Here is a 14,801-nt window from a genome sequence, read left to right as displayed (position 1 = left end):
CTAACTTCTTTGCTTCCGCTGAATTTTGATGTAGGGGTCTTACTGCCCGTTAATGCGGGATAAAGAAACACGACTACTGATGATAGTCGTGTTTCTTTATAGATGGTAATGAAATTATAAAGCAAGACCCGTGATCAACTTCGCTCGTTACAGCAATATTCCCGCCGTGTAGTTCTACAATTTCTTTTACGATAGATAGTCCTAAACCAGTTCCACCTGTAGCTCGTGATCTTGCTTTATCAACTCGATAAAAGCGGTCGAAGATGTGAGGGAGGTCTTCAGGAGGAATGCCTTCGCCTTCATCTTCAATTGTAATAGAGATATTTTTATGTTCTTCTGTAACAGAAATGTTTATATGAGAATGTTCTTTTGAATGTCTATAAGCGTTATTTAAAATGTTTATTATAACTTGTTCAAATCGCTGGTCATCTAAATTTACTAGCAGTGTAGGAGGACAAGAGAAAGAAACTGTAATGTATCTTTCTTTATACATGGCATTTACTTTTTCGGCTATGCGAGTAAGGCGGGTGTGTAAATGTACTTCCTTTACTCGAATAGAAAAGTTATGTTGTTCCATTCGTGCAAGTGAAAATAAATCTTGAACTAAGTTCGTAATATAATCAGACTCATCTTTTATAATAGATAAATATCGCAAACGTTGCTCAGGAGATGTGGTTTCTTTTAAAGCAATGTCAGCATAGCCTCTTACGTATGTTAACGGTGTTCGTAATTCATGAGCAACACTTGCTAGAAATTCACTTCGCTCTGTTTTCATATAATGTAAATCATTAGCAAGCGTTTGAATAGATGATGCTAGTTCACCAATTTCATCATTTCGAGTAGTCGTTAACGAAACGGACAAATCGCCTTTACTCATTTTTTCAGTTGCATGTTTCATGTGTAACAATGGTTTTGTTAACAAACGTGATAATAGAAAGATGGTGATGGCTGTTAGTAGAAACGTAATGACTCCGGCAATAATGAATTGTCTTGTTAGCCCGTTAACCATTTCCTCGATTGATTCCGTCCCGAGAAACATATATACGTAGCCTTCCGTTTTTCCAGCCACTACAATGGGGCTAACTGTACATATATAATTAGATGTTTTCCAATGATTCTCTATAATTGCTCCGTCATGATCTGTCCGTGTTTGCATCTTTTCAATATGCTTTTTTATAGTAGTATTTATTTCATTGGATTTAGCTAGTACCTCCTTATTTGCATTTGTAATAACAACAGTAGTTTCGGCTTCGGATTCCATTAGTGCAACATGGGAGATTGTTTGCTTATCAAAATACTTTTCAAGGACATCTCTGTGACTATTTCCGCGCTTTAATAAAGCTGTCATTTCTTCATTTACTCTATTGTTGACAAGGCTATAATAAAGCGAGACAAATAGAACACTTTCGATTAAAAGTGTAACAATCAAAAAATAAAATCCGAGCTGAATAGAAATTCGCTTCATTGCTTTGCTCCTTAATCTAGAGTATCAACCCATCGATATCCGACTCCGTAAACAGTTTTTAAATGGTGATCAATAGGGAAATTTGCTTTTCGCAATTTATCACGTAAATTACGAATATGTGAATCGACTGTGCGATCTTCTGTATTTGTGTTTAACCCCCAAATTCGTTCGATGAGCTGATCACGGCTTAATACGTAGTTCACATGGCGTAAAAATAATCCGAGTAAAGAAAATTCAATTGGTGTGAGAAGGAGTTCTTCATTATGGACAGAAACGAAGTGTTTTGTTTCATCCCATACAATACCGTGATATTGGATTTGTTTATGTTCATTTGTACGTCTTAAAACGGCTTCAATTCTTGCGAAAAGTTCTTCTTCATGGAAAGGTTTCGTTACGTAATCATCGGCTCCAAGTTTTAATCCTTGAACGACATCTACTGTTTGATCACGAGCTGTAACCATAATAATAGGAATGTTACTAAAAGATCGGATTTTTTTGCACGTTTCCCATCCGTCCATCTTTGGCATCATAATATCGAGTAAAACAAATTTAAAGTTTCGATTTTCTATATGTAAAATAGCTTCTTCTCCTGAAGTCGCACATACGCAGTTATATCCAATTGGGGTAAGATAAAGCGTTAATAATTCAAGCATTCTCGGTTCATCGTCTACGAGCAGTATATCAATCATAGAGAGCCCTCCATATTTATAATCGTTACTTAAAGTGTAATGCAAAATCATGAAGAAATGGTGCAGATTATGATGTGTCTGCATAATTTCTTCAGAATTGCTTGTTATTGTGGATTTGAAATTACATTTTAGGTAATCATATTGGCTCAAAAATGATTAATACGGAGGCGGTATAATGAAAAAAATGACCCGAATTTTTGGGATAACAATAATTACAGCAGTTGGTCTTGCTGCATGTGGACAAACGAATACAGACCATAAAAACCATGAATCTACAAAAGAGAAGAAAACAGAGCAAAAGGAAATGAAAATGAATCAGGAGGTAACGGCGCCAAAAGAAATGAACGAAGGGGCATCGAATGATTTATTAACGACAAGTTTAAAAAATGTAACAAGGTTAAATACAAATGATCCCCTGCAAATGGCAGTGTTAACTTCGCAAACAATATGGCCAGCAACCCATAAAGAGAACCAGCCGGGTGCTGTTATTTTAGTACCAGCAAGCGAGTGGCAATTAGGTATTGCGAGTGCAGACCTTATTCATCATCCGAATAACGGGCCGATTTTATTTATAGAAAAAGAAAAGATACCGGAAATGACGTTAAAAGAAATAAAACGATTAAATCCAATCGGAACGAAAGATGGAACACAAATTATGGTGATGGGAGATGTAGGTACTAGCGCGCTTGAACAATTGAAAGGTTATAAAGTAAAACAAATAAAAGAAACGGACCCAGCTATATTTGCGAATCATGTTGATAAGGAGTATGCCGATATAACAGGAAGCTACCCAAATAGTGTTATTATCGGTTCGTCTGCAGAAGAAGGACGTTTATATACAACACCCGCTGTAAACTGGATTTCTCATATGCCGGAACCACTACTCTATACAGAAAAGGATAAAGTGCCAGAAGCGACAATAGAGGCATTAAAAATGAGAAAAGATAAAGCAAATATATATGTATTAGGGCCAGAAAAAATTGTTTCAAAAGAAGTAGAAAAAGAGTTAAGCAAATACGGGAAAGTAACGCGTATTAGTGGAGAGACCCCTACAGAAAACTCGATTGCGTTCGCTAAATTTAAAGATGAAAAAACAAAATTTGGCTGGGGATTCACAAAACCTGGTCACGGTTTATCATTTGTTTCAAGCAAAACACCAGATTTAGCAGTTGCTGGGGCACCTTTTTCACATATGGGTAAACACGCACCTGTTGTCTTGTTAGAAGAAGGGAAAGATTCACAACCAGTGTATGACTTCCTTGCTACTATTCAGCCGAAGTTTAAAGATGATCCAACACTTGGACCATATAATCATGGCTTCTTATTAGGAAGTACGAGTGATATTTCATTTGAAACACAAGGAATACTAGATGAGAGGTTAGAAATTGTTCAGGAAAGTGGTCAAGGACACGGTGGACATTAATGAAATGAGAAAAGATGCTACTGATATAGCGTCTTTTTTTATTTTCCTCGACAAAATATGACAAAAAAGTTGTAACTGTTTCTGTTATGATAGTTTCGGAAATCTTACATTTTACATAATCGGAGGAAAAGAAATGTATAAAAAATTGGGTACTATTGCTTTAACAGGTGCACTTGCTTTTAGTTTAGCTGCTTGTGGTGAAACTGAAGTTAAAGAAGTGAGTAAAAACGATGCTCCTAAACAGGCTGAAAAGAAAGATAAAAAGGAAAAAGCTGAAAGCAAGATTTATAAAATTGGAGATACGGTAGAAGTTAATGGCCTACAACTTACTTTCAGTTCAGCTAAATTCGTTGAGCCTAACGAATACGTAAAAGCTGAAAAAGGGAAAGTACTAGAAATCGCTTTTAATGCTAAAAATAATGGGAAAAAAGATATATATTTTGGAACTTCTGAATTAAAAATTGCTGATACTAACGGCAACCAATTCAAAGAGTACTTTGGTGGGGAAAATACGTTTATAAACGAAAATATTGCGCCAGGTAACCAAATTACAAACAAAATGTTATTTGATGTACCAGAAGGCGATAAGTTTGTTGGTACATTTAAACCTACATTTACATTTGACGAGAAATCAGTGAAATTTGAATTTGAAGTTGCTAAATAAGGAGAGATTAAGATGAAAAGAACAGCTGAATTTGTATTAGGTCTTATTGGAGGTATTTTTGGTATTATTTGTGCATTTGTTGCTTTATTAATCGGCGGTATGGGAGCTGCTTTTGAAGCTGATGGAGCAAATACTGTTATTGGCTTAGGTTGGGGAGCTGTGGCTCTATCAATCTTAGGAATTGTTGGATCTGTTATGGTAAGAAGTAAAGCGAAGGTTGGCGGTATTATGATGACTGTGGCTGCTATCGGTGGATTTATTTGTATTTCTATAATTTACTTATTACCAGGCGTATTATTATTAATCGGTGGATTAATGGGCATATTCCGTAAGGATAAAGCAACTGTATCTGCATAAAATGAGCACTCGAAAGAGTGCTTTTACTAATTTCATTAAATTAGCATAAACTCCTCTAATCCTAAACCCTCCAAACTAAACTTCACATATGAAGTGGAAATATCTATAGAAATGTAAATGAATTCCTTTGGTAGCTAATATCTTGATCCTTGGACTACTCAATTAAATGAGCTGAATTACATGTGCATTTTTCATCCATCCAAACAAAGTTCTCTTCATTTGACATACGGTAGAATCCGAAATCGTTGTACGTTAAATCAACAATAGGTGATAGTATATTTAAAGTCTTCCTGATATTCTAGGAAAAGAAGCTACGAAGGTAACATCTTTTTTAGGAAACTTTTACATAGCAAAAAATCTTCTACTCGTTATATAATAGCTTTCGTGCAGTCGGCTAGATTTTCTTATGGAGAAAATCAAATTATAAAGGAGTAGAGGAGTGGTATTTTGTTTCAAACGATAAAAAATGACTGGTTTTCTAATGTGAGAGGGGACGTGTTATCAGGAATTGTCGTTGCTTTAGCATTAATCCCTGAAGCGATAGCCTTCTCTGTTATTGCAGGCGTGGATCCGACAGTTGGACTATACGCAGCCTTTTGTATTGCGGTTACCATTTCATTTGTTGGCGGAAGAACTGGAATGATTTCAGCTGCAACAGGTGCAATGGCATTATTAATGGTAACGCTTGTTAAAGATCATGGTTTGCAATATTTATTTGCTACAACAATATTAACAGGTATCGTCCAAATTATTTTTGGCGTGTTCAAACTGAGCTCATTTATGAAGTTTGTTCCGAAATCTGTTATGAGTGGTTTTTTAAATTCACTTGGAATTTTAGTTTTTACAGCGCAATTACCGCATTTTAAAAATGCAACTTGGCAAATGTATGCACTCGTTGTATTAGGACTTGCAATTATATATTTATTTCCACGTATTACAACGGTTGTACCTTCTACGCTTATTTCAATTATTATTGTGACGAGTATTGCACTTATGAGCGGATTACAGTTGAAAACAGTAGGGGATATGGGAAGCCTGCCGAAAGAATTACCGTTCTTTAGTATTCCTGATGTGCCATTTACATTAGAAACATTAGGGATTATTTTACCTTATGCAGTTATGCTTGCAATCATTGGTTTACTAGAGTCTTTATTAACAGCTTCAGTTTTAGATGATATGACGCATACAGAAAGTAATAAGCATAAAGAGGCACGCGGACAAGGGATCGCAAACATCGTTGCTGGATTTTTCGGAGGAATGGCAGGATGTGCAATGATTGGACAATCTGTTATTAATATTAAATCAGGTGGACGAGGTCGCCTATCAACATTTGTAGCGGGTGGATTTTTAATCGTATTACTATTCGTTTTAGGAGATTATGTCGTTCATATTCCAATGGCAGCTTTAGTTGCGGTTATGATTATGGTTTCAATCGGAACGTTTGATTGGAACTCTGTAACAACGATTCATAAAGTACCAAAAGGAAACGTATTTGTTATGATCGTAACAGTTGTGATTGTCCTAATTACACATAATTTAGCATTAGGTGTAATTATCGGAACAGTAATTAGTGCGGTGTTATTTGCATTCAATATGGCAAAGATTCACGTGAAACATTTATATATTGAAAATAAGAAAATATACGAAATTCACGGTCAACTTTTCTTTGCATCTACAGCCGATTTCATAAATAATTTTTCATTTAATGAAGATGTAAAAGAAATTGAAATGAATTTTACTCATGCACACGTATGGGATGATTCAGCAGTGGCATCAATTGATAAAGTTATCATGAAGTATGAGCAAAGTGGTGTGAAAGTAAGTATAACAGGATTAAATGAACGTAGCTCAAAACTTGTTGCAAATTTGGCTACTTATAATAAAAGAATTGCTAGTTAAAAGCCTCCTTTTTAGGGGGCTTTATTATATAATACGAGTAGGATAACGAAAAGGGGATTCAGCATATGTACAAACAAATTATATTAGCGTGTGACGGTTCTGAACATGCACTTCGAGCAGCGGAACATGCAACATATATTGCGAAATGTAGCGAAGAAACAAATGTTGAAGTTGTGTACGTAGTAGATAATAGAACGGCAAAATCAGATATTATACAAGGTCAAACAGACTTAGAAACAATATCAGCTAGTCGAAAAGATAAATTAAAAGAGATTGAAGGTTTATTAAAGAAAGAGAACATTTCTTATACAATTACGATATTACATGGTGATCCTGGAGATACAATTGTTCAATATGTAAATACAGGAGATATAGATCTTGTTATCGCTGGAAGCAGAGGGCTAAACACACTGCAAGAAATGGTGCTTGGTAGTGTCAGTCATAAAATAGCAAAACGAGTGAAATGTCCGGTGATGATTATAAAATGAAATAGAATGTAACTAAAGACCTTAGTATAACTGAGGTCTTTTTTATGTATAAATGACTCTTATTTGTGGAAATACTAGATATATAAGTTGAAAAGATGTTAACTTACAAATTTGTAAGTTAGTTGTTAGAGAAATCGATGTTATGAAATTTTTCCCATTGGTAAAATAAAAGTATCAAAGGGGAGATAGGGAGGATGGAAGCAATGAAATCATTTCAAAATTTGTCATATAGTCAAGGGGTAAGCTTAATTTGTCTAGGAGGATTTGCTGCATCTGTTACGTTAGCTGTTTTAATAAAGGTATTTCATCAAATCTTTTAATATTAGAGTAGGGAAGGAATTGGTTGTTATAAATAGTAAGAAAAGGATTGTAAATAAAAAATAGCTCTTAGCATGTATATGGATGCTAAGAGCTATTTTTATGATTACTTTTCTACTTCTGGCTTTTCGCTTGTTACAGTAACGTCTTTCCATTTTGAAGTAATTTGATTCACTTCAGTGTTGACATTAAAATCTTTCACGCGCTTATTAACACCTGTTAAATCGAATGTGTAATGAATTGGAATCATCGGTGCTTCGTCATGAATTAATTTTTGCCATTTATCGTATACTTCTTTACGATATTTTTCATCAGTAGCTTTTTCTGATAATCCTGCGTCTAATAACTTCGTATTTTCATCATTTACCCAGCGTTGGTAGTTGAATCCGGCATTTTTGCCCCATAGGCCAGAAAGATCAGGGTCAGAGCCAGTGTTCCAAGCACCAGAGAAAATATCAACCTTCGGATCATCTTTTTTAATCATATCACGCATAGCATTAAATTCGTGTAAGCGTCCATCAACAAGTTCTACTTTTAAGCCGATATCTTTCCAAGATTGAATATAGAATTTTGCGAGTGGTTCACTTGTTTCACTACCGTTACTAGCTAGGAAGTTAATTTTAAGTTCATTACCTTTTGGATCCTCACGGAATCCATCACCATTCTTGTCTTTATAGCCAGCTTCATCTAATAGTTGTTTCGCTTTATCTACATCTAAGTTATATGCGCCAACATTGTTATTATGGTACTTTGGCATAGATGGTGGAATTGGAGAGTTAGCTGGAACACGAAGTCCGTGATATACTTTTTCTCCTAATTTTTCTCTATCAATTGCATATGCCATCGCTTGACGTAAACGAACGTCTTTGAATTTATCGTTATCCATTACAGCTTCATTCTTTGCTTTGTCCATATGTCCGAACTTAAATCCGATATAAGTGTAAGCAAGGTCAGTTTTACCAATTAGTTGTGTGTTTTTTAATTTACTTACGTTCGGATATTGGTCAGCAGTAATTGATGCAATATCAATATCACCTTTTTTCAGAGATGCACTAACAATAGATGGATTTACAACTTTTAATGTTACATTTTTCAGCTTAGGTTTGCCACCCCAGTAATCATCAAAGCGCTCATACTCAACTGATTCACCAGGAACGATTTTCTTCACTTTAAATGGACCGAACCCGATTGGATTTTGACGGATTTTATCAGATTCAGCTAGTTTTTCAATTGGTACATCGCCTAAATATTTTTTAGGTGTAGGATATGTCCAAATACCAGTTTTCAATGAAGGGTTTACTTCTTTATAAGTAATGGAAATTGTTTTTGGATCGACTACTTTAATACCGGAAATTTTGTCAGCTTTTCCAGTGTGATATTCTTCCATACCTTCAATCATTTGCATTTGTGTATCGTAACGGATACCTGTATATTTACTATTACCAATAATTAAGTAAGAATATTCTAAATCCTCAGCGGTTAAAGGGTTACCATCGTGCCATTTTACATTATCTTTAATCTTAATTGTAATTGTTTTTTTATCTTCAGAAATTGTATAAGTTGCAGCACCGTCATTTGTAATTTCCCAGTTTTTATCTGTAGCTAATAATTGTTCATCAAAGAAATCCATAATCTCTGAATCTGGAGCAACTTCATACAATACTCTACTTAAAACACCAGCGAAAGGTGAATTTGAAACGAGTCCATAAGTTAATGATCCGTCTTTAATTTCTTTACTGTCATTTTTTACAGTAGCACTAAATTTATTTGTTTCTACTTTTTTTGTGTTTGCTTTTTTACTACTGCTATCAGCACCCCCACATGCAGATAGTAATAATGTTGAAGCAGCAAGTGTACTTAATACTTTGTAAAGTTTTGGTTTGTTCATAACTTCTCCACCCCTTATCCTTTTCTTTGTCTCGCATCAGCCGCACGCTTTAACGCTTGACCAATAAAATTTATACACAGCATCAGCACTAAAATCATGATTGATGCGGGTAACCAAATCCACCATTTTTCTTGCAATACATCTGGATTTGTTGCGTAACTTACAAGTGTACCAAGACTCGGTGTGCTTTCTGGTAGACCGAAGCCTAAGTAAGTTAAACTAGATTCGATCCCGATGTTACCAGCAAGATTTAATGTAATATTTACGATGATAATAGAACTTAAATTAGGTAATATTTGCTGGAAGATTATTTTCCAATTTGGTGTTCCTAACGTTTTTGATGCAGATACGTAATCAAGTTCTTTCTCAGTCAATACTTTAGAGCGTATAAGCCTTGCTTTTCCGACCCATAAGAAAGCCGTCATTATGAGAATAAAAGTTGTAATATTGAAAGTTGGAACGAGTGAGATAAACACGATAACAATCATTAAGAATGGTAAAATCATCATGAAGTCGATAAAACGCATAATGATGTTATCGACAACTCCGCCAAAATAGCCAGCAATTAGTCCCGTCGTAAGACCGATAAGGGTTGCTAAAAGAGTGATGGCTAAACCAACTGTAAAGGAGTTACGTGTACCAATAATTAATTGTCCGAAAATATCACGGCCTCCATAATCAGTTCCTAACCAATGTTCAGCAGAAGGAGGGTCATAAATAGCGAACAAATCGACTCGGACGATATCTTCTTGCTTCATAATAAATGAAGTTGCGTAAACGGCTATTAATATTAAAGCTAAAAAGAATAGAGAAAACATTGCTAGTTTATCTTTACGAAATTCTCGCCACATAATGGAGAAACCAGAGGGACTCTTTTCGTAATGAATGACTTCAGTTTGTTTTTCAGGATTTGCTAACATAACGTTTCTTCACCTCCATTAATCAATACGAATACGTGGATCAACGATGCTTAGAATAATATCGGAAAGAAGAGTCCCGAGTAGCGTTGCGAATCCAGTAAATAATACAAGAGCAGTTACGACACTGAAATCACGTTGAGTGATAGATTGGAAAAATAGTTGTCCAATTCCTGGATAGCCGAAAATATTTTCTAGAATAATAGATCCTCCAACTAAACCTGTAATTTCATATCCTAAAAATGCTGCAATTGGTAAAAATGAATTTCTTAAAATATGTCTGGAATATACTTTAGATTCTGGTACACCTTTTGCTTTTACTGTGCGTACAAAATCTTTATGTTTCGTATCGATAATTTCACTTCGTAAATATTGTACAGTTCCTACAGTTCCAATTAATGCCCCAGATAAAGCTGGTAAAATCATATGATTGAATTTACTTAAATAGTAATCAAATGATCCTGTTACAACTTGTGGATCAACGCTACCACTCGTAGGGAAAATTGGATATAAAAAGCCGAATAAGAATAACATTACTAATCCGAAAATAAATAGTGGTGTACCGAATCCTAAAAAGTTATAGAGCGTAATGATTCGATCAGCCCACGTATCATTCCAACGTCCACTTATAACTCCAAGTGGAATAGCAATTAAGTAAGTAAGAATAAGAATAAGAAGAGCTAACAGTATTGTATTGCCAAGACGTTCCCCGATAATATCTGTTACTTTTATTTTATGTGCGTAAGAAATACCGAAATCCCCTTGTACAGCATTTGAAATCCACCTTACATATTGAGTGGGAATAGGATCGTTTAAACCTAGTTTTTCACGTTGTTCTTCGAGCACTTTTGGATCGGCTTTTGGGTTTGCTAGTTCAGCGCCACTTAATGCATCACCTGGCATTGCCTTAGCCAGTGTAAAGACGAGTACGCTTAATATGAATAATTGCGGTATCATAACTAAAACCCGGCGTAATATAAATTTCCACATGTTTTATCACTCCCTTAAGGTAATGCCACCCGGTGTGTTGGCGAGATTGGTTTTAAATCGTAAGCACGACCATTTTCATTGAAATAATTTTCGTATGATTTCTCATACTCAACGCTTACCTCACGACGCAATTTACGTTGTTGCTCGCGGTTTTCTGGACGAATATCAGGAATAGCTGATATTAGGCGCTTCGTATAGATGTGCTGTGGATTATTATAAATTTCAGCACTAGTTGCTTCTTCCACAATGCGTCCGCGATACATAACACCGATACGGTCACACATATGGCGAATTACACCTAAATCATGACTAATAAATAGGTATGTTAGTCCGAGTTCAGATTGTAAATCTTGTAAGAAGTTTAAAACTTGAGCTTGTACCGACACGTCAAGTGCAGATACAGGTTCGTCCGCGATAATAAGCTTCGGTTTTAATGTAAGTGCGCGTGCAATACCAATCCGCTGTCTTTGTCCACCGGAAAATTCATGTGGGTATTTATACATAGACTCAGGATTTAAGCCAACTTTATCAAGATAATCTTGAACAGCTCTACGCTCTTCATCAGGTGAGAGTTTCTCAAAATTTCGAAGTGGTTCAGCGATAATATCCATAACACGTTTCTTCGGGTTTAAGGATGAATAAGGATCTTGAAAAATCATCTGAATATCTTTTCGTTGTTCTCTTAGTTCTGAGCGACTTAATTTTGTTAAATCTCTATTATTAAAATGAATACTACCGCCTGTCGCTTTTGTTAAGTGCATAATTGCTTTTCCAGTTGTTGATTTGCCGCTCCCAGATTCCCCAACGATTCCGTATGTTTCGCCAGGTTGTAGTTCGAAGCTTACGCCATCAACAGCGCGAACGTAATCTAATGTACGACCGAAAACACCACCTTTAATTGGAAAATGTACTTTTAAATCTTCTACTTTAAGCAGTGCCATGAGTTACGTCATCTCCTTTCTTATGTTGGAAGTTGAAGTGTTTGTAGCAAGTGCAACGTACCCAATGGTCTTGTTTTACTTCATGTAAAACGGGATTTTCTTCATGTTGATCAGGTCTAATCCATGGAATCCGTGCTTGGAATCGACAACCTGTGCGAGGTAACTTAGCTAATGTCGGTACAACGCCTTGAATAACATGTAATTTTTCTTTTTCAGCAGATGTAGACGGGATTGAATTTAATAAGGAACGAGTATATGGATGAAGAGGGTTATTAAAAATCTCTTCGACTGTTCCTGTTTCTACAACTTGTCCTGCATACATAACGACGATACGATCAGCGGTTTCGGCCACGACGCTTAAATCGTGTGTAATTAAGATGATGCCCATTTTCGTTTGTTCTTGAATGGAACGTAATAAATCTAAAATTTGCGCTTGAATGGTTACGTCAAGTGCAGTTGTTGGCTCATCTGCAATAATGAGCCCTGGCTTACAAGCAATTGCAATTGCGATAACAATTCTTTGTCTCATTCCGCCAGATAATTCGTGTGGGTATTGTTTATATGTAAGTTCTGGTTTTGGAATACCAACTTGATGGAGTAGTTCTAAAGTGCGTTCTTTCTTTTCTGCTTTCGAAAGACTTGTATGGTAGTCTAAGTTTTCTTCAATTTGTTTTCCAACTGTCATAAGAGGATCGAGTGCTGTAAGAGGTTCTTGGAAAATCATTCCGATATTTGAACCGCGTACTTTGTTTATTTCGGCGGTTGACATGCTTAGTAAGTCCTTATCTCTATAGTAAAGCTGCCCTTGTAATTTTGTATTTGCTTCATTATGCAGTCGCATAATAGAAAGGGCAAGTGCACTTTTTCCGCAACCTGATTCACCAACTATCGCGACAATCTCATTTTCATGGACAGTTAACGAAACGTTATCAACTGCTGCATGATATTGATCTTGTATGCGAAAGGAAGTTTGCAAGTTTTCAATACGAAGAAGTGGATTCTTCATGGCTATCCCTCCATCTTTTCTGAAAAGACTAAATATTTTGTATGTTGTTATTTTAATATAAATTGACAATGTTTGACAAGGATAAGTTGAAAAAATATTCAAAAATCTTTTTATATAAAAGTGGAATGCAGTTGTATTAGGTATTGAAGTGATTTGGAAGCGCTAACATATATATGAGAGGAAAATAAATCTTTTGTAAGAAAAAAGATTTATATGTAGAAAAAAGAGAGGCATTCTGGAAAGAATGGTCTCTCTTTTTTTGATAAGTATAATATTTGTACTTAAGCTTGCTTTTGTTTTGTTGACCCTGTATTTAAAGTAAGGGCAAGGAAGAACATTGCAAGTATGCAAGATGCAAGTAATAAGATGAATCCGCCATCCCATCCGAATGCATCTACGATAAAGCCCATAGCGGCACTAGCGAAAGCAGCTCCGCCTAAGTAACCGAAGAATCCAGTTAAGCCTGCTGCTGTTCCAGCAGCTTTCTTTGGTGCTAAGTCAAGAGCGTGTAGACCAATTAGCATAACCGGTCCGTAAATTAAAAATCCAATTGCGACAAGTGCGATACTATCAACCATTGGATTACCAGGAGGGTTTAACCAGTAAACAAGAACTGCGATAAATACACCAACCATAAATAAAATACCAGCAGGTGCACGACGTCCTTTAAATAGTTTATCACTCATCCATCCGCAAAGAAGTGTACCTGGAATACCAGCCCATTCATATAGAGCGTAAGCAGTACGTGAGCTACTATGAGTAAAGCTTTTTTCTTCTACTAAATAAGTAGGAGCCCAGTCTACAACGCCGTAACGTACGAAATATACGAAAACGTTCGCAATAGCGATGTACCATAAAAACTTATTGTTTAGTACGTATTTAAATAAAATTTCTTTTGCCGAAAGTTCGCGTTCGCGATCTTTTATTTTCTCATCTGGTGGATATTCTCCAGTATGCTCTTCAATAGAAGGTAGTCCACAAGATTGAGGCGTATCTTTCATTGTAATTAATACATAAATACCAACTAAAATTGAAAGAATACCTGGGAAGTAAAAAATACTTTTCCAGTCATCTGCGAAGAAGTATAAGCCTAATGTTACAAGAGAAGGCATAAGCGCGCCGCCGACATTATGAGCGACGTTCCAAATAGACATTTTTGTACCACGTTCGCTAATAGAGAACCAGTGAACCATCGTACGGCCACAAGGAGGCCAGCCCATACCTTGTACCCATCCATTTAAAAACTGAAGTACAAACATAAGTATAATGCTCGTTGTAATGAAAGAAAATGAGCCGAAAATAATATTAATGATACCTGATAAAAATAGCCCAGCTGCTAAAAAGTAGCGAGGATTACAACGATCGGATACGATACCCATCAAGAATTTACTTAATCCGTAAGCGATAGATACTGCTGAAAGGATAACCCCAAGTTCCCCTTTACTAAAGCCTTGCTCGATTAAGTATGGCATTGCTAGTGAAAAGTTTTTTCGAACAAAGTAGTAGCCTGCATAACCGATGAAGATACCTAAGAATACTTGTAAACGTAATTTACGGTATTCGCTATCAACGCGATCAGCTGGTAAGCGTTCTGCGTGGGGCGCAGGTTTAAATAATTGTGTGAAAAACATAAAATGAAAATCCTCCCCTAATTAATTCGAAGCGTTTTAAGACAGAGAATATAAAAAGGCCATGAAATATAAAAAAGTTTCCTTTTTTATGATTCATAGCCGTGTACTCCGTTTCTCCGTGACTG

General features: G+C 35.9%; 14 protein-coding genes. 6 read left to right on the top strand and 8 right to left on the bottom strand.

The window, feature by feature from the left end; translation table 11 throughout:
* Positions 1 to 73: 73 nt before the first annotated feature.
* Both RT27_RS01795 and RT27_RS01790 read right to left on the bottom strand, forming a co-directional pair.
* Positions 74 to 1,465, bottom strand: a complete 1,392-nt coding sequence (locus tag RT27_RS01795) for an ATP-binding protein (protein WP_043935152.1) — start codon at positions 1,463 to 1,465, stop codon at positions 74 to 76.
* Positions 1,466 to 1,476: 11 nt separating this feature from the next.
* The gene (locus tag RT27_RS01790; RefSeq protein WP_043935151.1) at positions 1,477 to 2,154 is read right to left on the bottom strand and encodes a response regulator transcription factor; all 678 of its coding nucleotides are present in this window, start codon (positions 2,152 to 2,154) and stop codon (positions 1,477 to 1,479) included.
* A gap of 175 nt (positions 2,155 to 2,329) precedes the next feature.
* On the opposite strand from RT27_RS01790, the gene RT27_RS01785 reads away from it, so the two are divergent.
* The 6 genes from RT27_RS01785 (at position 2,330) to RT27_RS32275 (ending at position 7,305) form a co-directional block, all read left to right on the top strand.
* Positions 2,330 to 3,577, top strand: a complete 1,248-nt coding sequence (locus tag RT27_RS01785; protein WP_029441566.1) for a hypothetical protein — start codon at positions 2,330 to 2,332, stop codon at positions 3,575 to 3,577.
* Between the two features lie 133 nt (positions 3,578 to 3,710).
* On the top strand, positions 3,711 to 4,241 hold the full coding sequence (locus RT27_RS01780; protein WP_000277056.1) for a DUF4352 domain-containing protein: 531 nt from the start codon (positions 3,711 to 3,713) through the stop codon (positions 4,239 to 4,241).
* A 12-nt stretch (positions 4,242 to 4,253) separates the two neighbouring features.
* Entirely contained in the window at positions 4,254 to 4,598 is a 345-nt protein-coding gene (locus tag RT27_RS01775; protein WP_000831286.1) for a DUF4064 domain-containing protein, read from the top strand.
* Between the two features lie 447 nt (positions 4,599 to 5,045).
* Positions 5,046 to 6,497, top strand: coding sequence for a SulP family inorganic anion transporter (locus RT27_RS01770; RefSeq protein WP_029441567.1), 1,452 nt, complete (start codon positions 5,046 to 5,048; stop codon positions 6,495 to 6,497).
* Between the two features lie 65 nt (positions 6,498 to 6,562).
* A complete protein-coding gene (locus RT27_RS01765; RefSeq protein ID WP_000277998.1) occupies positions 6,563 to 6,985 on the top strand; it encodes a universal stress protein in 423 nt (140 codons plus the stop codon).
* A 203-nt stretch (positions 6,986 to 7,188) separates the two neighbouring features.
* Positions 7,189 to 7,305, top strand: a complete 117-nt coding sequence (locus tag RT27_RS32275; RefSeq protein ID WP_000834733.1) for a DUF4027 family protein — start codon at positions 7,189 to 7,191, stop codon at positions 7,303 to 7,305.
* A 104-nt stretch (positions 7,306 to 7,409) separates the two neighbouring features.
* On the opposite strand, the gene opp4A is transcribed toward RT27_RS32275, so the two are convergent.
* The 6 genes from opp4A to glpT form a co-directional block, all read right to left on the bottom strand.
* A complete protein-coding gene (opp4A, locus tag RT27_RS01760) occupies positions 7,410 to 9,191 on the bottom strand; it encodes an oligopeptide ABC transporter substrate-binding protein (RefSeq protein WP_043935150.1) in 1,782 nt (593 codons plus the stop codon).
* Between the two features lie 14 nt (positions 9,192 to 9,205).
* Positions 9,206 to 10,111 carry an ABC transporter permease gene (locus RT27_RS01755; protein ID WP_000880730.1) on the bottom strand — a complete coding sequence of 302 codons (906 nt, stop codon included), beginning with the start codon at positions 10,109 to 10,111 and terminating at the stop codon, positions 9,206 to 9,208.
* 18 nt (positions 10,112 to 10,129) lie between these two features.
* Positions 10,130 to 11,098: an oligopeptide ABC transporter permease gene (gene opp4B / locus RT27_RS01750; protein ID WP_029441569.1), complete on the bottom strand. Its 969-nt coding sequence runs from the start codon at positions 11,096 to 11,098 to the stop codon at positions 10,130 to 10,132.
* Between the two features lie 14 nt (positions 11,099 to 11,112).
* A complete protein-coding gene (locus RT27_RS01745) occupies positions 11,113 to 12,039 on the bottom strand; it encodes an ATP-binding cassette domain-containing protein (RefSeq protein ID WP_043935149.1) in 927 nt (308 codons plus the stop codon).
* Entirely contained in the window at positions 12,026 to 13,045 is a 1,020-nt protein-coding gene (locus tag RT27_RS01740; protein WP_029441571.1) for an ABC transporter ATP-binding protein, read from the bottom strand. Before RT27_RS01740 ends, RT27_RS01745 begins: the two co-directional genes overlap by 14 nt.
* A 281-nt stretch (positions 13,046 to 13,326) precedes the next feature.
* Complete coding sequence (gene glpT / locus RT27_RS01735; protein ID WP_000466382.1) at positions 13,327 to 14,676, bottom strand: glycerol-3-phosphate transporter; 1,350 nt, start codon at positions 14,674 to 14,676, stop codon at positions 13,327 to 13,329.
* Between the last annotated feature and the right edge of the window lie 125 nt (positions 14,677 to 14,801).

Origin of the sequence: Bacillus sp. L_1B0_5, assembly GCF_000836715.1 — a bacterium.
Classification (GTDB): Bacteria; Bacillota; Bacilli; order Bacillales; family Bacillaceae_G; genus Bacillus_A; species Bacillus_A thuringiensis_S.
Note: the sequence above shows the minus strand (reverse complement) of the source record. Positions and strands in the feature narration are given on the sequence as shown.